Annotated in this window: 15 protein-coding genes; 4 read left to right on the top strand and 11 right to left on the bottom strand. The window is 64.0% G+C overall.

What is annotated here, in order from left to right:
* Positions 1-12 precede the first annotated feature (12 nt).
* Positions 13-879, bottom strand: a complete 867-nt coding sequence (locus tag IPP90_19650) for an ATPase (protein ID MBL0172875.1) — start codon at positions 877-879, stop codon at positions 13-15.
* 2 nt (positions 880-881) lie between these two features.
* Positions 882-2,162, bottom strand: coding sequence for an MFS transporter (locus tag IPP90_19645; protein MBL0172874.1), 1,281 nt, complete (start codon positions 2,160-2,162; stop codon positions 882-884).
* Positions 2,163-2,320: 158 nt separating this feature from the next.
* Here IPP90_19645 and IPP90_19640 point away from each other — a divergent pair, with 158 nt between their 5' ends.
* Both IPP90_19640 and IPP90_19635 read left to right on the top strand, forming a co-directional pair.
* The gene (locus IPP90_19640; GenBank protein MBL0172873.1) at positions 2,321-3,790 is read left to right on the top strand and encodes an aminopeptidase P N-terminal domain-containing protein; all 1,470 of its coding nucleotides are present in this window, start codon (positions 2,321-2,323) and stop codon (positions 3,788-3,790) included.
* Between the two features lie 23 nt (positions 3,791-3,813).
* Positions 3,814-5,037 (top strand): aminotransferase class V-fold PLP-dependent enzyme, encoded by a 1,224-nt coding sequence (locus tag IPP90_19635; protein ID MBL0172872.1) that lies wholly within the window; start codon positions 3,814-3,816, stop codon positions 5,035-5,037.
* Between the two features lie 31 nt (positions 5,038-5,068).
* On the opposite strand, the gene IPP90_19630 is transcribed toward IPP90_19635, so the two are convergent.
* On the bottom strand, positions 5,069-6,454 hold the full coding sequence (locus IPP90_19630; GenBank protein ID MBL0172871.1) for an FAD-binding oxidoreductase: 1,386 nt from the start codon (positions 6,452-6,454) through the stop codon (positions 5,069-5,071).
* Between the two features lie 102 nt (positions 6,455-6,556).
* On the opposite strand from IPP90_19630, the gene IPP90_19625 reads away from it, so the two are divergent.
* Positions 6,557-7,027: a hypothetical protein gene (locus tag IPP90_19625; protein MBL0172870.1), complete on the top strand. Its 471-nt coding sequence runs from the start codon at positions 6,557-6,559 to the stop codon at positions 7,025-7,027.
* 58 nt (positions 7,028-7,085) lie between these two features.
* On the opposite strand, the gene IPP90_19620 is transcribed toward IPP90_19625, so the two are convergent.
* From IPP90_19620 to IPP90_19595, 6 genes are all read right to left on the bottom strand, one after another.
* Positions 7,086-10,559: a S8 family serine peptidase gene (locus tag IPP90_19620; protein MBL0172869.1), complete on the bottom strand. Its 3,474-nt coding sequence runs from the start codon at positions 10,557-10,559 to the stop codon at positions 7,086-7,088.
* Between the two features lie 139 nt (positions 10,560-10,698).
* The gene (locus tag IPP90_19615; GenBank protein MBL0172868.1) at positions 10,699-11,832 is read right to left on the bottom strand and encodes a metallophosphoesterase; all 1,134 of its coding nucleotides are present in this window, start codon (positions 11,830-11,832) and stop codon (positions 10,699-10,701) included.
* Positions 11,833-11,851: 19 nt separating this feature from the next.
* On the bottom strand, positions 11,852-12,631 hold the full coding sequence (gene trmD, locus IPP90_19610; GenBank protein MBL0172867.1) for a tRNA (guanosine(37)-N1)-methyltransferase TrmD: 780 nt from the start codon (positions 12,629-12,631) through the stop codon (positions 11,852-11,854).
* A 13-nt stretch (positions 12,632-12,644) separates the two neighbouring features.
* On the bottom strand, positions 12,645-13,154 hold the full coding sequence (gene rimM, locus IPP90_19605; GenBank protein ID MBL0172866.1) for a 16S rRNA processing protein RimM: 510 nt from the start codon (positions 13,152-13,154) through the stop codon (positions 12,645-12,647).
* Between the two features lie 28 nt (positions 13,155-13,182).
* Positions 13,183-13,497 (bottom strand): 30S ribosomal protein S16, encoded by a 315-nt coding sequence (gene rpsP / locus IPP90_19600; GenBank protein MBL0172865.1) that lies wholly within the window; start codon positions 13,495-13,497, stop codon positions 13,183-13,185.
* 228 nt (positions 13,498-13,725) lie between these two features.
* Positions 13,726-14,265, bottom strand: coding sequence for a DUF2911 domain-containing protein (locus IPP90_19595; protein MBL0172864.1), 540 nt, complete (start codon positions 14,263-14,265; stop codon positions 13,726-13,728).
* A gap of 113 nt (positions 14,266-14,378) precedes the next feature.
* Between IPP90_19595 and IPP90_19590 the strand changes: the two genes are divergently transcribed.
* The gene (locus IPP90_19590; protein MBL0172863.1) at positions 14,379-14,849 is read left to right on the top strand and encodes a hypothetical protein; all 471 of its coding nucleotides are present in this window, start codon (positions 14,379-14,381) and stop codon (positions 14,847-14,849) included.
* Positions 14,850-14,877: 28 nt separating this feature from the next.
* On the opposite strand, the gene IPP90_19585 is transcribed toward IPP90_19590, so the two are convergent.
* Together IPP90_19585 and ffh are read right to left on the bottom strand one after the other, a co-directional pair.
* Positions 14,878-15,570 (bottom strand): cupin domain-containing protein, encoded by a 693-nt coding sequence (locus IPP90_19585; protein MBL0172862.1) that lies wholly within the window; start codon positions 15,568-15,570, stop codon positions 14,878-14,880.
* A gap of 13 nt (positions 15,571-15,583) precedes the next feature.
* Positions 15,584-16,945 carry a signal recognition particle protein gene (gene ffh, locus IPP90_19580; GenBank protein ID MBL0172861.1) on the bottom strand — a complete coding sequence of 454 codons (1,362 nt, stop codon included), beginning with the start codon at positions 16,943-16,945 and terminating at the stop codon, positions 15,584-15,586.
* Between the last annotated feature and the right edge of the window lie 27 nt (positions 16,946-16,972).

The following is a 16,972-nucleotide window of genomic DNA, read 5'->3' as shown; positions in this document are numbered from 1 at the left end:
GTTCCGCGACGATCAGCGCGACGGTGCGTCGATCGTGTTCGCCAGCAACGTCACAAAGTCGTCGGCTGAGGTGACTCCGGGTACATCATCCATGTGGATGGTGTACCCGTGCGCTTTGGCAATCGCTTCGTATAGCGGGATGCGATGGCGGACGAGTTGCTCGAACCCCCACGCGGCGAACCCGTCGGGGTCCACCGCATCGTCATCGCGAACACCGGCCAGCTCCTTGTAGGTTCCCCACGCCGTCTCGAGGAATTCCGGCTGGTAGTACATCGGTTTCGGATGGCGCTTGAATCGCTCCACCAGTTGACGGGTATGCGCCTCGGTGCCTGCGATGTACACCAGCATCGTGTGCTCGGCCAGGCTGCACAGTACCGGGTCTGACGCGTCCGCCGGATCCACCACCTCGCACAGGCTCCCGCCGGAATCGCAGACGAAGTTCTGATAACCATAGATATCACGCGCGCGATCGATGAACTCCGCTACGTCAAGCAGCGCGCGCGTTTCGGCGAGCCGGTGCTGCTCCTGCCGCCGACGGTATTCGGCGAATGGAATGCCGCCTTTGGATGGATCGCCAGGCTGGCCCAGATACGTCGACAGCGGGCTGAGATTCTCGAACGAGAGATTCGACCGGATGTAGATGGAATCCGACCGTAGCAGCTGCCGCAGCAGCGGCACCTTCATGGCCTCGCGCTTGAAATTGTCGACGATGTGCTCGTCCATGTACCGCGTGCCAATGCGGTAATCCACCGAGTACTGGAACCAATCGTGCTGCTGCAACCGACCCGCCAGGGTCGTCTTGCCGACCCCCGACATCCCGAACAGTGTCACTGCCTTCGACGGCTGCGCGCGCAGTTCCTGCCCAGACACGAATCGCACGGCTACTCCAGTTCCCGACCGCGCGTTTCCGGAATGCCACTCCAGGCAATGGCACTCAGCAGGTAGGCCGCACCCGCCACGGCGAACGCCACTTGAAAGCCGCTGCTGGTGGCCAGCTTGCCTACCGTGAATGGTGCTGCCGCGCTGGCGATACGGCCGATGTTGTACGTGAAGCCCTGCGCGGACGCGCGAATCGTGGTGGGATAAATCTCCGCCGTGACCGCGCCGAAACCGCTGAAGAAGCCGGTGCCGAAAAAGGCCACAAACGGTCCAAGCAGCAGCAGGATGGTCGGGTCTTTCATCGATCCGTACAACGGGAGCAGCAGGCTCGCCATCAGCAGGTACGTCACGTACACCCGCTTGCGACTGATGACATCGGTGATATAGCCGAACGACACGTAGCCCAACCACATTCCGACCTGCATGAACACGATCAGCCACGACATGGTTTGCGTGGAGAGCCCAATGCCACCTTGGGTGGTTGGCAACGACAGGTACGCCGGTACCCAGCCGTTCAAACCCCACCATCCGAACAGGGCACAGGCGTTCATGAGCGTCACCACCGCCGTGAGGCGCAGCGTGCGGCCGCGAAACATGTCCAGCACGCTGCCCGTCGCCTTGCGTGCCACGTCACCGCCGGCCTTCTTCGCGCGCTGCAGCGCCAACCACGGTTCGGGCTCCTGCACGCTGCGGCGCAACCACAGCGTGAAGAATGCCGGCAGGATGCCGACAAAGAACACGGCGCGCCATCCGTAGCGAGGCAACACAAACCCCACCACCATGGCAGCGCTCGCAAAGCCGATGGCCCACGAACTCTGCATGTACCCCAGGGCACGTCCTCGATGCTTGGCCGGCCACGACTCCGACACCAGCGCCGCGCCGCTGGCCCATTCGCCACCCATTCCGAGTCCCAGCAACGCGCGGAACGCGGCGAATTGCCAGAAGGTCTGTGAAAATCCGCAGGCGGCGGTGAACACGGAATACAGCAGCACGCTGGCCATCATGGCGCGGGTGCGACCATAGCGATCGGCCACGAACCCGAAAATCAATCCCCCGGCAGCGCCTCCGAGGAGCGTGATGGACCCGAGGGCGCCGGCCTGCGTCTTCGTCAAGCCGAGTTCTGCGATGACCGCCGAGAGGGTCAGGGAGAACAGCATCACATCGAAGGCGTCAAGCGCCCAACCCATCGACGCGGCGATCAGAGCGCGGCGCGGTTGCGGACCGGCCACGCGCCACCAGCCGAACAGGCCGGCGTCGGGTTCTGGGGCGAGAGGAATTGACATCGCTCGAAGCTACACATCGGCGCCCGGCCGGTAAGTCAGTCTCCCCAATCCGGATCGCACGGCTCTTGACCTCGGTCTCCGCGAACGGCCATTGTCCATATCCGGCCCACTGATCATTCGCGCTGAATCCGAGCGCCCAGTCCTCTTTCCCAGGTCCGATGCGAATTCCGTCCGTTTGCGTGGCTGCCGCGATGTTTGCGTCCCCGATTGCCGAACTGTGCGCGCAGGACGCCGGGATCGTGACGCGGCAGGAGACGGCCGCGCGTCGGGACGCGCTGGCCGCGCGGCTGGACAGTGGCGTGGTGATTGCGTTTGGCGGGCGCGAACTGGTGCACGACTTCAGCACGTTCTTCCAGCTGCCGGCCTTTCGATATCTCACCGAGTTCGACGAGCCGGACGCCGCACTCGTCATGGTGGTGCGCAACAAGCGGGCACAAAGCACCCTCTTCGTCACGCCGATCGATGCACGCACGGCGTTCTACTATGGACAACGAACGAATGCGGGTAACAGCGAGGCGCGCACCGGGATGCCCGCACGCCCGTTCGACGCGCTGAACAGTGTGCTCGATTCGCTCGCGCAGACCGGACTGCCGTTCTATCACATCCCGGATGTGGAGACGATGGACTTCGCGCGCAACGACTCGCTGACGCGTGGTCAGGAGGCCGTCAAGGCGCTCGGTCGCCGGTATCCGGCACTGGCCATCCGCAACGGCATGCCGGCGGTGCTGCAACTGCGCGCCAGGAAGTCAGACGCCGAACAGGCGCTCATTCGACAGGCGGCACAGATCAGCGCCGAGGGTCACCGGGCCGCCATGCTGACGGCCAATCCCCTGCATGAGTATGAATTGCGCGCCTCGCTGGAATACGAGTTCACGCGCCGCGGCGCGGAGCGGCCCGCCTATGGATCGATTGTCGGCGCCGGCATCAACGGGACGCAGCTGCATTACATGAAAGATTCCGATCCGGTGAAACCGGGCGACCTGGTGGTCATGGACGCCGCCGCGGAGTTCCGCGGGTATGCGGCAGATATCACCCGCACCATTCCGGTCAGCGGGACCTACACGCCGGCCCAGCGCCAGATCTATCAGCTGGTGCGTGATGCGCAGGATATCGCCGAGCGCTATTCCAAGCCCGGCATGAGCGTGCGCGCGGCGGCCGATTCATCGGTCGCGGTGCGCGCCCGGGGATTGGCGGCATTGGGTCTCGTCGAAAGCGAAGACGCCTCGTTCGATCCGCCGTGGTCGGTGAATTGCACGGCCAATCCCGCACCGTGCAAACAAAGCAACCTGTGGATGATTCACGGCATCACCCACGGCATCGGGCTCGCGGTCCACGACCCCATTCAGGGCGGCGGTGCGGATGCGCGCTTCCAGATCGGTGACGCGTTCACCATCGAACCCGGCATCTACGTGAGCACTCGCGCGCTCGACGTGCTCCCCGATACGCCGAAGAATCGCGCGTTCATTGCCAAGGTCCGATCCGTCGTGCTCAAGTACCAGAACACCGGGGTGCGCATCGAGGACGACTACCTCATTACCGACAAGGGCCTCGAGCGCATTTCCATGGTGCCGCGAGAGATGGACGAGATCGAAGCGCTCATGAAACGCCGGGTCAAGGTGCAACCGTGAACAAGCGCGAGTTTCTGCAGGCGATGGGCGGGGCGTCGCTGGCCATGCTCTTCACGCCCGATCACCTCGCGGCATTCAGCGCGCTTCCCGCCACGGAGTTGGCCGGTCGCGCGGACTTCTGGGACACCGTTCGCGCCAGCTATCGCCTGACGCCCGCCTATATCAATCTGGAGAACGGCTATTACAGCATGCAGTCGCAGCCCGTGCTCGAACGGTTCATCGGGCATGTGCGCGAAGTGAACGTGCTGGCGGCGCGGTACATGCGCACCGTGCAGTATGACAACAAACGGAAGGCGCAGGAACGATTGGCGCAGCTGGCCGGCTGCTCACCGGATGAGCTGATCATCACCCGGAATACCACCGAGTCGCTGGACACCGTCGTGTCGGGCTATGACTGGAAGGTGGGCGACGAAGCCGTGATGTCCGTGCACGACTACGGCGCGATGCTCGATCAGTTCACCCTCATGAGCCGCCGCTGGGGCACGAAGAACGCGCTGGTCACCGTCCCGTTCGACCCCGCGTCCGACGATGAGGTCGTGCAGGTATACGCCAACGCCATCACGGCGCGCACCAGACTGTTGATGGTATGTCACCAGATCAACATTACCGGTCAGGTGCTGCCGGTCCGCAGAATCTGCGATATGGCGCATGCCAGGGGCGTGCACGTGATGGTGGACGGGGCGCACGCGTTTGCGCAGTTCGACTTTCGTATCCCCGATCTCGACTGCGACTATTACGGTGCCAGCCTGCATAAATGGCTTGGGACCGCCCTCGGCGCCGGCCTGTTGTACGTGCGCAAGGATCGCATTGCGTCGTTGTGGCCGATGTTTGGCGATATGGGCGTCCCCAATGACGACATCCGCAAGCTGAACCACACCGGCACGCACCCCGTGCACACGGATTTGGGCATCATCGACGCCATCGAGTTCCACGAGCATATCGGCATTCAGCGCAAGGAAGCGCGCTTGCGTTGGCTGCAACAGTACTGGACCACCAAAGTGCGCGGCCGCAAGAACGTCAATCTCTTCACGCCCAGCGACCCCAAGCGCACGGGCGCGATTGCCAACGTGGGTATCGCCGGCATGAAGCCCGGCGATCTCGCCACCACACTGTTCGACAAATACCGCATCTGGACCGTCGCCATCGATTCGGCCGGTGTGCAGGGTGTACGCATTTGTCCGCAGTTGTTCACGACCACCCAGGAACTCGACACGTTGGTGCGCGCCATCCGGGAGTTGTCGGCCTAGCGCACGGCGGATAAGGGTCTATGGGGCCGGACTAGAGTTGCCCCGTCGACCCCCACGTCGCGAGCATGGCCACATACCTCGGGTCCTCATACCGATCGAGTCGGAACGCCGACGCGTACGACGGCACCGCTCGGCCGGTAATGTGCGCCGCCAGCAGTTCACCGGCCGCTGGCGCGGCCATCAGCCCATATCCCGACAGCGCCGCATTCACATAGGCCCCCTGCACCGCCAGCGGGCCAATGAGCGGGCGGTTCTCTTCGGTCTTGGTGTAGTAGCCGCCATCTACATGGGTATGCGGCAGTCGATCCAGATACCGGTGCAGTCCCGGTGCGAGTCGCACCATGCCGCGCATCACCACTTCCGGATAGAAGGGATCATCGGGTAGCGGCAACACGGGCGCGTCGTACCGATGCGCACTGTGATAGTCCCAGAGCATCAACACGGTCCGGCTTTGTCGATAGCCTTCCGGTCGCAAGTGAATACCAGCGGGCAACCGGGTCGTGAGCCAGCGCGTCTCGTCACTCTCGGCGAATTCGGCGCGTTCCTCGTCCGACCATGTCAGCATTTGCGCGTCGTCCAGAATCACCAGCCCTGTATTGCGATCAACCACACCCAGTGTGTCCTCGAACGCCACTTTGAGATGCAGTTCCGAGAACACCGGCAGGTCAACGCCGACCAGCGTTGCCACGGACTTGGCAAAGGGACCGGCACAGTTCACAAAAACCGGCGTCGCGATGCGAGAACGCGTACCGTCGGTACACGCCACCGTCACCGAGTTCACGCGTCCGCCGTGCACATCGACGGCCTCCACGCGTCCCGCTAATACGGAAACGCCCAGGGCACGTGCTTCTTCCAACAGATACATGCCCAGTTGCTGTCCGCTCAACCACCCGCAGCGGCGGGCATGCAGCACCGCCACCACCTCATCCGCCAGAAACGAGAAGTGCGTCCGAATCGAGTCTGGATCGAGGAACAGGTCGGCGCCAATCGGATGATCGAGGTAGCCACTGTGCGCACTGACTTGATAGGCTACGGCGTCGGACGCCCGACGATACACCCGCAGATCACCCGCCCCTTGCTGCTCGGCCAATCGCGCGTCCGCAAGGAACTGCTCGGCCTTGGCCGAATCAGCCGTCGCATAGACGTAGCCTCGGCGGTTAAGCTGGAACCGGTTGTCGCTATGCGCGGCCCACTGCTCCAGCAGGTCGATACTGCGGTTCATCAGCCGCACCATGGCGTCGTCCGGCCCTGGCCACCAATTGCGGTACGCTTCGGATGATTTGTCGCTGGTCAACGTGAGTGGCGGGCGTTCGTCCACCAGCGTGATATTCCGCACGCCATGCACGGCCAACGCGTGCGCCGTGGCGATGCCGGCAATGCCGGCTCCACAAATCAGTACGTCACACGTTCCGGTCATGTCGGGAAGAATAGCGCCCGATTCACTGTCGGGGGAAACCCCTGGACCCGGCGCGGGTGACCAATTCGCAGGCCGGACCTCAACTCCAACGGAGCCACACCGATGACGCGCACACTCACGACCATTGCACTACTCCTCACGATCTCCGGCAGACTCTCCCCGCTGGCGGCTCAGACTGGTGCGGCGGTCGTCGGAAAATGGGATATCGAATTTGCCCGCGGCCAGCGCGTCGAGAACGACGTGGTCACGAATATCATGGCCAAGGGCAAGATCACCATCGCGATGTCCGGGGATTCTCTGCTGGCGACCCTCGAGGTGCCGCCACGTCCCGACGGCACGCCGGTGCCAAACGCCACCATTGGTGGCCGCTTCACCGATGGCGCGGCCGTATTCGTGCAAAAGCAAACCGTCCAGCTCAACATGAATGGTGAGATGCACTCCGCCGAGGCGACGGTCACCTGGACATTGCGGGCGAACGGGGATGCGATGACGGGTGGGATTGTCCGGGAGCTTCCGGGCATGTCGGTGCCCACCGAACCGGCTCCAGTCACTGGCACGCGGTCCAAGGCGTAGTGGCGCGACGCGGAGTGCCTGGTGTCGTCAGGCAGCCCGCGGTTGAACGGGTGCGCCACTACGACTTGCGAACGCTCACCACATAGCGACCCGTCTGCGATGCACCGATCCGCACCAGATAGTCTCCGGGTGTGAATGTGCGCGACACGCGAGCACAGTAGTCGTTGCCCGCCGGATCGATGTCGTCACTGGACGCCACGGCCGCGCCGAGCGCGGTGGTGATCGTCACCACGGGATCGGCTTCGAGCGCGTAGCGGCAGGCACCCACCTGACCGGTCACTTGCACGGTGTAGGTTCCCGGCTGCGCGATCCGCAGCCGGTAGTAGTCCGCGTCGTTGAGTGCCGTGAGATCACCGTTCATGTATCCATCGACGACCAACTCGTTGGCCTGTTCCGCTGTCCCATTCGGCTCAAGTTCAAATCCAGTCGAGACTGAAAACGTGGCGGTGTGCACGCCCGCGCCATCAACCACCACGCTCGTAGGGGAGGCGGCGGTTCCCAGTGCTCCCCATGCGCGCCACGGCAGCCCCGTCAGACCGTCTCCGCTTTCATCGTGGCCGGCAAATACCCAGTACGAACCATCAGGCAAGCCACCAAACTCGTACGCCCCACCGGCGCCGGCCGTCAGGGTACGTACGATGGCGCCAGTGGTCGCATTCATCAGGCGCACGAACAGCGATCGTGGCGGCCCGAGTGAACTCGTGAGCACGTTGCGGGCATTCAACAGACCCACGCCAAAAAAGTCATCGCGACCTGCCGCTCCGATATCTACGGCATAGTCGAGCAGCCGCTGACGCAACTGCGTAACGGTCAGCGACGGCTCGCGAGCCGCGAGCAGAGCGGCCACTCCCGTGACGTGAGGTGCCGCCATGGACGTCCCCTGCCAGGAATCGACCGTCGGCGCATTGGTTACGAAGTTCCAGGTCGAAGAGAGTACGCCGTGCGAATAGCCACTGCTCACCTGTCCGCCGGGCGCGGCGATTGTCACCGTGGCGCCGTATGACGAGTAGGTGGCCCGATTGAGTGTCGGTCCCACGGCCGACACCGAAACGACATCCGGGTAGGACGCGGGATACGATGGTGTCGAGTTGTTGTTGTTCCCGGCTGACGCAATTATCAGCGTGCCATTGGCAAGGGCTTGCGCGACGGCCGTCGACATGGCCGTGCTGAAGGTGGTCCCGCCAAGACTCATGTTGATGATTCGCGCCGGCCCACCCGTCGGCGTGACGGTTCCGCCGGCGCCGTCATCGGCCGGTAGACCGGCCGCATAGAGAATGCCCTGCGCCACGGTGAAATTGGAACCCGAGCCGTGGACTCCGAGCACCCGAACCGGCCGGATGCGAACCTGCCAGTTCACACCCACCACGCCGCTGGCGTTGGTGCGCACCGCACCAATTGTCCCGGACACATGCAGCCCGTGGTTACCGCTGCTCTTCACCTCGTTCACGCAGGTGCCGGCGTTGTTGAACGAGCGATTCGATGGCTGTGTCGGATCGGGGTCAGGGCCGTCATCATCGCCATTCGTGCTGGCGGTGCCGCCGACGCACAGCGCGACGGTGCCGACCGGCACGAAGTCGTATCCATCGGTGGTGGTCACACCGGCCATCGCGGGATGGTCGAATCGGATACCGTCGTCGACCACCGCCACCAGGACACTCGCGCTGCCCTGTGTCAGTCCCCACGCCTGCGGCAAGGCAATCATGTTGTAGTGCCAGGCCTGACTCATGTAGAGTGCATTCCCCGGGTAGGTCCCGTCACCAGGGAACGTCGCGAGGCGCGCGGCGTCAAAGGGATACGGCATCAGCCGTTCCAACACGTTCGACTTGACGGTGGCGTCGTGCCCGCTGTGCAGGAGCAAGGCTTCCATGGCTGTCGGCGCCACCACATGCGAGTACACTCGCCCGTTGCGCTCCACTGCCAGCACGCGCGGATCAGCGCGCAAGCGCGCGAATGCCGCCGCCTCCGAGATCCCCGGCTTAACCCTCACCAGCGCCGTCAGGATCGCCGGTGAGACGCCTGCGACGCTGATCAGTCCATCACGCACCGCCGGTGCAATGGCGTCCCGAATGGATACGCTCACCTCGGCGGCCACACTACGCTGCTGAAACGCATGTGACCCGATGGCCGGTGCGTCAATGCGATCGGGCCGATAGGTCACCAGCAACTCACCCGGAATCGCATCGTCGATGGACGCGACGTCTTGCGCGACCGAATTCTTCGGAATGACCGGTGGCGCACTGGATCGCTCACGGGCAGCCGCAGTGGAGCGCAGATTGAATGCCCGGATTCCGGAGACAGATGACGACACAACACCGCTGATCACGCCGTTGGGCGTGGCGGTGATCGAAAACTGCGCTTGCGCGGACGGGATGGCGCTCGACGTCGCCACAACCACCGACGTCCCGGCGTGAAGCGGCAGCGTGTAGCTGGCCGTCGCATTGCCGTTCTGGTCGCTGGCCGACGCGACACTGGACAATGTCCCGCCGCCCTGCTGGACGACGTACGTGATCGGCGTGCCGATCACCGGATTGGTGTAGCCGTCACGGACGCCCGCCTGCAACAGCGCGCTCAGCGTCGTGCCCGCCAGCGCCGTTTGGTTGTTGCCCGCGACCACCACCAGCGCAGCCGCCACTCCCGCCGACAAGGCAAACGCATCGCTCGTCGCTCCGCTCACGGAGGGAGCGCCGAACTGCAGCGCTTTCAATCCGATGGCACCACCAACGGCGAGGTTCGAGAACGTCACCACACCGGCAACCGACGTGGCAGTGGCGCCCGCCACAATGGTGCCGCCACCGGTGGCAACCGACGCGGTCACGATGGTGGAGTTGTCGCTCACCACACGAGTCCCGCGGGCGTCCTGCACCTCCGCCTGCGGTTGCGTGGTCAGTGCGATGCCGGCACGCGCGCCGAAGGGCTGTCGCGTAATGGCGAGTCTCGCCGCGCGTTGACGCACCTGCATGGTCCGCTCGCCCTGCACCGCGTCACTGCTGCCTCGGACGATGGCCGTCCCTTCGGCGACAGCCGTCATCAGTCCGTTGTCGTCAATCGTCACAACGCCCGGACTGGCCGAACTCCAGGTGAGTGTCTTGCCGCTGACCGCGTTGCCGCGCGCATCGCGCGCGGTGGCCATCGCGCGCGCCGTATCGCCAATTGCACGCAGCGTATCCGTCGACCACGTCACGACCACCTGCGTCACCGATTGCTGCACGGTCACCTGCACCGCGCCACTAATCGATCCACTGGCCGCCGTGATGGTGGCGGTGCCGTTGCCAACCGCCGTGACCACTCCGGCGGCAACCGTTGCGACATTCGGGTCGGACGACGTCCAGGTGAAGGTGACGGACGCGATGCTCCCTCCTTTGGCGTCCTTCGCCGTCGCCGTCAGCTGAACCGACTCCCCAATCGCGGCAATCGCCTGCGGCGGACTGGAAACGGCAATTGAGGCGACCGCGGCCGGGCCAGTCGGGCCGTCCCCGCCACCGCAGGCTGCCAGCGACACCAGAGCACAAACTGCGACCAATCTGAAACGCATGACCAAGTCCTCTGGCGATGCCGCCGGAGGACCGAAGTCGCCCGACCGCGTAGGTGAACAGAACCGTCACCTATTGATGCGCAGAAGACGGTGTCGGTGGCTCATGAAGCGCCCGAACTCGCCGATCGACGCTGGCCGGTCAGGGGGGAACGCCGTTCCCGTCCCACAATCCGGCCCGCGTGCTGCGGTACGGCTGATAGCCCCGACCCCAATCGATCCCCACCACATCCAGCCAGATGCGCGCGCCATCGACATGCACCACCACGTAGTGATATGCGTTGTCACCGGGTTCCATGCCGGGACGCACCAGATGCTGCAGGCGCACCGAGTCTCGACCAGCGGCCGTGATGTACTGGCGCAAGTCGGGCTCCCCTTGATAACTGTACAGTGGCGCCCCGCCGCCGCCGGTCACAATCTGATCGAGTCGCCGACGCACGCCCGTCGCGTCGGTGTAGCGTTCCACCCAGTGCTCGAACAGGTGTTCGTGCCCGGTGACCACGAGTTCAACGTGGTGCCGTCGAAACAGCGGCATATAGCGCGCGCGAATGGCGGCGGTGGGCCCTTCCACGATGGCCGCTCCATGCGGACCCGACGAGTACGCCGGATGGTGAAACGACGCCACGACGTGCGTATACCGTTTGCGATCAAGACCCGCCAACTGCGCACTGGCCCAGGCAAACTGCGTGGAGTCATCCGCGATGTTGGAATCCATCGTGAGGACAAACGTGTTGCCATAGCCAAATGCGTACGAGGGATAGCCGTTCAGTCGACGGGTCGCACCGTCAGCGGGGATCAATCCTGACACGGCCTGCAGGTAGTTCTTCAATCCCACCTGTCGTCCCGCATTGTTCAGGTCGGAGGCGGCGGTGACATCGTGATTGCCCGGCACAAGAAAGTACGGGACGCCGGCTTCCGTGGTGAGCCGATTGATCAGTCCCACAAAACTCACGTTCCACTGTTTGGGGTCGCGGCCGTTCACCACCGCATCGCCACTTTGCAGCACGAACCGCACGGGATCGGGACCGCTCTTGAGCGACCGGATCGTCGCCAGCATCGACTCCACCACCAGCGAATGCTCGTACTGTGGATCGATGCCGTCCCGACGCCCACGCGTATCACCATACACGATGAACGAGAATCGGGTCTCGTTGGCGCTCGCGGCCTCCGGCGGCAGTGGGTTGAGCGGCCGCTTGATCGCAACGACGGCCTCGACGGGGGAAGTCTGCGCCGCAACAAGAACGGGCGTGACACCAGCCAGCGTGACAACAAGCATCAGGGGGATCGATCGCATATTACCCGGTTGGTTTGCGTTTACGCGCCTTCTTCGCCGCCTTCTCCGCCTGCACCCGCTCGACCTCGCGAATGGCCGCTTCGCGCAACGCAATCAGGGTGCTCCGTTCCGCCCACGCCTCACGATCGCGCGCCTCCGCCTCGCGCGTTCGCTCCAGACTCTGCGCCTCGCGCCACGCGTTCACCTTGGCATGATCACCGCCCAGTAACACGTCGGGCACAGACAGGCCGCGGAAATCCGCCGGGCGGGTGTAGCTGGGCGCGCTGATGCCCCGATCGAAGAACGAATCCCCGCGCGCACTCTCGATGTCACCCATCGCGCCAGGCAGCAATCGGACAACCGCATCCACGATGGCCAGTGCCGCAGGTTCTCCGCCGCTCAACACGAAGTCGCCCAGCGACAGCTCCTCGGTGGCCAGATGTTGTGCCACACGCTCGTCTACGTCCTTGTAGTGGCCACACAACAGCGTGAGCTCGGTGCCCGCCGCGAAGCGCACCGCGTCCGCGTGTCCGAATCGTTTGCCGCGTGGTGACAACAGCACAATCGGCGCGGTCACCTGCAGTGACTCAACGGCCTCATAGAACGGGCCGGGTTTCATCACCATGCCGGGGCCACCGCCGAACGGGTAGTCATCCACCGTGCGATGTCGATCGTGCGTGAAGTCCCGCAAGTCGACCACATGGTACGAGGCCCCGCCGGTCCCCGCCGCCCTGGCGGGAATGCTCAGCGCCAGTGGCGCCGCGAAGAATTCCGGGAAGATCGTAACGATGTTGATGCGCAGCATGGAGCCAAACCTACTCCAACAACCCCTCGAGCGGTTTGAGCACGATCAGGCGCGCTTCCTCATCCACCCGCTCGATGATATCCGGATGCCAGGGGACCAGGGGCCGCCCGGTAGCCGTCTCGACTTCCAGCAAGAGCCCCTGCGGCGCGTCGTATACATCACGCACGCGACCAACCTGGCCCTGGCCAATCATTTCCACCTGCATGCCAATCAACGCCGAGACATAGACATCGTCCGGATCGGGCTCCGGCAGGCGTGCCGCGTCCACAAGCAGATAGCGCCCGCGCCAGAGATCGGCCTGATCACGATCCGGCACCTCGCGCACGCGGACCAGCCACTCCTTGTTCATATGCCGTCCGTCCACCACCGTAAGCGCGATGGGCGCGCCGCTGGCACTCATCGACAGCTTGCCTTCGCGGTCGCCCGCATAAATGACAACGCCGGACGCGAAAACCACGTCCGGCGCATCAGTCATCGGTTCGATGGCCCATGCGCCACGCACGCCATGCGCGCGACGCACTCGCCCAACTACCGCGTACTCGACCAGGTTACGCCTCGCTGTTCGGCATGGCGACGGCGGTGGCCTGCAGCTTCGCAGCCAGACGCGCTTCATGGCGTGACTTCATGACACCGGCACGACGCAGCAGCGAACGCACCGTATCCGTCGGCAGCGCGCCGACGTTCATCCAGTGGTGCACGCGATCGATCTTGAGATTGAGGGCGTTCTCGCCGCTGCGCGGCTGATACTGTCCGATGATCTCGATGAAACGGCCATCGCGAGGAGCGGTCGAGTCGGCAACAACAATGCGGTACATCGGGGTCTTCTTCCGCCCTTCACGGCGGAGACGAATACGAACGGCCATCTCGAGGTCCTCTGGCGATGAAATTCATGGCAGCGACGCACACGTGCTCACGTGGCGCACCACCGCCTGAGCTCTTCGCGCGTCCGGCGTTTCCGGGGCGCACTCAGGGCCCGCGTTCCAGCGGGCGAGGGACAGCCTTTAAAAATAGCCACAGGCGGGCGGTCAGCGCTACTGCACTGAGCCATTCCGCCCGCGATCTACCCTGCTAAGCTGTTCAAAGGGAACGGGTTACTTGACCGTGAAGGCCGCTGAGGCACGCGTCTTGTCCCAAGCCACAGCCAGTTCTCCCCCTTTCCCATTCGCCTTCACCGTGATCTCCATCTTTTCCACCACCGCAGGAATCGGCGTCACCACCATCGGCACCCGACCCAGATCCATCTCGGGCTTGTATTCGGTGCCCCACTGGCCGGTCTGCTTGTTGATGATCAACTGCCACTTGCCGTTCTCCTCAAGCAGCACCCGCATGGTGTAATTGCCTGCCGGCACGGCCAGCGCGCCAAACTGCAACGGCTTGCTGGTGGTGAACGCCGTGGCCTCGTTCGCGCCCATCCGCCACACCATACCCCACTTCATGTCGCCCAATCCGCCAAAGATCTCCCGCCCGCGTTTGGACGGCCGGCCGTAGTTCACGGAGATGTCGGCGCCGGCGATGGTCACTTTGAGCGAATCGCGCGGCGACGCGGGGGGCTGCTTGGCTCCCGGCGCTGGCATGGTCATCGCGGCTTGCGCCGACAGCGAATTCGGGGCGGCACAGAGGATCGCGGCCAAGGCGGAAAGGACAGGGGCGAAACGTGCGAAGTTCATCGGTATCGAGAAGTGTTGGGAGGTGAAAGATGCCAGCCGCGTAGTATACCGTACGTCGGCCGATTAGGTTGCTGGCCATGTCCAAATCGTCGCTCTATCGCGCTCTTCCGACCGCACGCCGCATCGCACTCGTCCAGCACGCGGTGTCCAATTTCAAGGGGACCAAGGCCATGTACGCCCAACGCCTGGTCGCCAAGGGCGGCGGGTTTCGCGCGGCCACGCTCGTGACCTGGCCGGCCGAACGACTGGCCAAGGAAGTCGTCCGCCTCAATGCCGAAACGGCACAGGACGAGCTTGAGCTCTTGCAGTTGCTGTATGTCGATCTCGAGCCGGGCATCCAGATTGCCTTTCTGGACGCGGCGGGTGTGACGCACGAGAAGGGCGTGATTCCGGAGACCGCCGAGCCACCCTATGCCGATGCGGATGCCGTGGCCCGTGCCGCCGCGTTGGTGCAAGAACAGTTCGGCGACGACGGTCTCCATTACCTCAATGTGCTCGTTCGCTACAACCTCACGGCGTGGCCAGGCCTGGACGCTCTGGTAACCTGAACCGCGCCAGCGCTCACGGCGCCAGCGCTCACGGCGCTTGCACGCGGTCGTCCAGTCGTACCATCAACAGACGCGCTGGCAACACCGAGCCCTCCAACGGCGCATACGTGTGCGGCTCGGCACTGCGAAATACCAGGCTCTCGCCGCGCGCGAGGGTAATCACCGTTGAGCCCACCGTGATTGTTGCCGCACCGTCCAGCACGTACACGAACTCCTCGCCCGGATGCGCGCGCGTCTCACTCGGCGCGTAGACTTCCACGACGTTTGACATCAGCTGGCCGTCGCTCAGTCTGGAGGCGAGCACCACGATCGGCACAGCGACCCCTTGGCGAGCCAGTTCGGCGCGTTCGTCCGGCGTCAGGGGACGATCGACCCCGCCCAGCGGTCCGGCACCAAAGTCTGTCAGGTCGTACCACCGATCGTCGTCAAGCCGGTGCACGGCCAGACGGTCGTCACCGGCGCTGTCGGGGTCCCGCAACCGCGCCACGTGAAGACCCAGGGCAGCCGCGACCTTCACAATGGTCATCGGATACGTGCCGCCACCCTGCTCGAGGCGAACGATGGAGGACTTCGAAAGTCCGGCCGCGTCAGCCAACTCGCGGATCGACCGACCCTGACGCATACGCGCGCGCCGCAGGCGGTCACCCAGCGCCTCCGACGACAGACTCTCCATCACGCGAGCCGCTTCCAGTTCCTGTTGTCGAATCGACGTTCCAGCCATCGCGACGTCTCCTCTACCGCATGCCGAACATCCCGCCACCGCCGCCACCAAACGGCAGGCGCGGCATCCCGCCACCCTTTCCGCCACCGCCACTCATCTTCTTCATCATCTTCTGCATCTCGCGGAACTGATCCAGCAGCTTGTTGATCTCGCTGACCGGACGTCCGCAGCCCTTGGAAATGCGCGCACGCCGTGAGCCGTTGAGGAGCTCCGGCTTCTTGCGCTCCTGCGGAGTCATCGAAAGCACAATCGCTTCGATGTGCTTCATCCGCTTGGGATCCATGTTCACGTCTTTCAGCATCTTGCTGTTCACACCTGGCAGCATCTTCAGCAGGTTCTCCATCGGTCCAAGCTTCTGCATCTGCCGCATGGCCGACAGGAAGTCCTCAAGGTCCATCCCTTCCTTGCGGACCTTTTTCTCCATCCGCTTCGCTTCCACGGCGTCAAACGATTCCTGCGCCTTCTCCACGAGCGAGACAATGTCGCCCATCTGCAGAATGCGTCCGGCCATGCGCTCGGGATGGAACTCTTCAAGCGCATCCGGCTTCTCGCCGACACCGATGTACTTGATGGGCTTCTTGAGCACTCCATAGATCGAAAGCGCCGCACCGCCGCGCGCGTCGCCATCCAGCTTGGTCAGGATGACGCCCGTGATATTCAGCGCGGCATCGAATCCCTGCGCGATCTTCACCGCTTCCTGACCCGTCATGCCGTCGGCGACAAACAGGATCTCGTCGGGTTTGATGGCCGCCTTGAGCCGCTTGAGCTCATCCATCATGTCGGCGTCGATCTGCAGTCGACCCGCCGTATCGATGATCACCACGCGCTCCCGCGCGCGGACGCCCTGATCGATGCCGGCCTTGGCGATCTTTACCACATCCTGCGTGGTGCGATCGGCGTACACCGGTACGTTGAGCGCGCTGCCAAGGGTCTCAAGCTGATCGATGGCGGCAGGGCGATACACGTCGGCCGCGACCAAGCGGGTGGACTTCCCTTCGGCCATCAACCGTCGCGCCAGCTTGCCGGCCGTGGTGGTCTTACCCGATCCCTGCAGACCGACCATCATCACGATCGTCGGGGGCACCGTGCTGATCTTGAGCCCTTCGCGACGTTCGCCCAGCATCGCCGTCAGCTCGTCATGGACGATCTTCACCAGCTGCTGGGCAGGCTGGATCGTCTTGATTTGCAGCACGCCCACGGCCTTCTTCTCCACCCGTTCCAGGAACTCACGGGTGAGGGCGAAATTCACGTCGGCTTCAAGGAGGACGCGGCGGACCTCACGCAGACCGTCCTTGATGTCGGCGTCGGTCAGGACGCCGCGTCCTCGCAGCTTGGCGAAGACGTTGCCGAGTTTGTCGGATAGTTCGTCGAACATAGTCTGGAAAGGCTAACGGCCGCCGAG

Source organism: Gemmatimonadaceae bacterium (assembly GCA_016720905.1).
Classification (GTDB): Bacteria; Gemmatimonadota; Gemmatimonadetes; order Gemmatimonadales; family Gemmatimonadaceae; genus Gemmatimonas.
The sequence above is the reverse complement of the archived record's forward strand: the minus strand, read 5'-3'. Positions and strand labels throughout refer to the sequence as shown.

Excerpts from the sequence above, each read along its gene's own strand:
- IPP90_19645 (MBL0172874.1), bottom strand. The coding sequence starts at position 2,162 with ATGTCAATTCCTCTCGCCCCAGAACCCGACGCCGGCCTGTTCGGCTGG.
- IPP90_19640 (MBL0172873.1), top strand. The coding sequence starts at position 2,321 with ATGCGAATTCCGTCCGTTTGCGTGGCTGCCGCGATGTTTGCGTCCCCG.
- IPP90_19635 (MBL0172872.1), top strand. The coding sequence starts at position 3,814 with ATGGGCGGGGCGTCGCTGGCCATGCTCTTCACGCCCGATCACCTCGCG.
- IPP90_19630 (MBL0172871.1), bottom strand. The coding sequence starts at position 6,454 with ATGACCGGAACGTGTGACGTACTGATTTGTGGAGCCGGCATTGCCGGC.
- IPP90_19625 (MBL0172870.1), top strand. The coding sequence starts at position 6,557 with ATGACGCGCACACTCACGACCATTGCACTACTCCTCACGATCTCCGGC.
- IPP90_19620 (MBL0172869.1), bottom strand. The coding sequence starts at position 10,559 with ATGCGTTTCAGATTGGTCGCAGTTTGTGCTCTGGTGTCGCTGGCAGCC.
- IPP90_19615 (MBL0172868.1), bottom strand. The coding sequence starts at position 11,832 with ATGCTTGTTGTCACGCTGGCTGGTGTCACGCCCGTTCTTGTTGCGGCG.
- rpsP (MBL0172865.1), bottom strand. The coding sequence starts at position 13,497 with ATGGCCGTTCGTATTCGTCTCCGCCGTGAAGGGCGGAAGAAGACCCCG.
- IPP90_19590 (MBL0172863.1), top strand. The coding sequence starts at position 14,379 with ATGTCCAAATCGTCGCTCTATCGCGCTCTTCCGACCGCACGCCGCATC.
- IPP90_19585 (MBL0172862.1), bottom strand. The coding sequence starts at position 15,570 with ATGGCTGGAACGTCGATTCGACAACAGGAACTGGAAGCGGCTCGCGTG.
- ffh (MBL0172861.1), bottom strand. The coding sequence starts at position 16,945 with ATGTTCGACGAACTATCCGACAAACTCGGCAACGTCTTCGCCAAGCTG.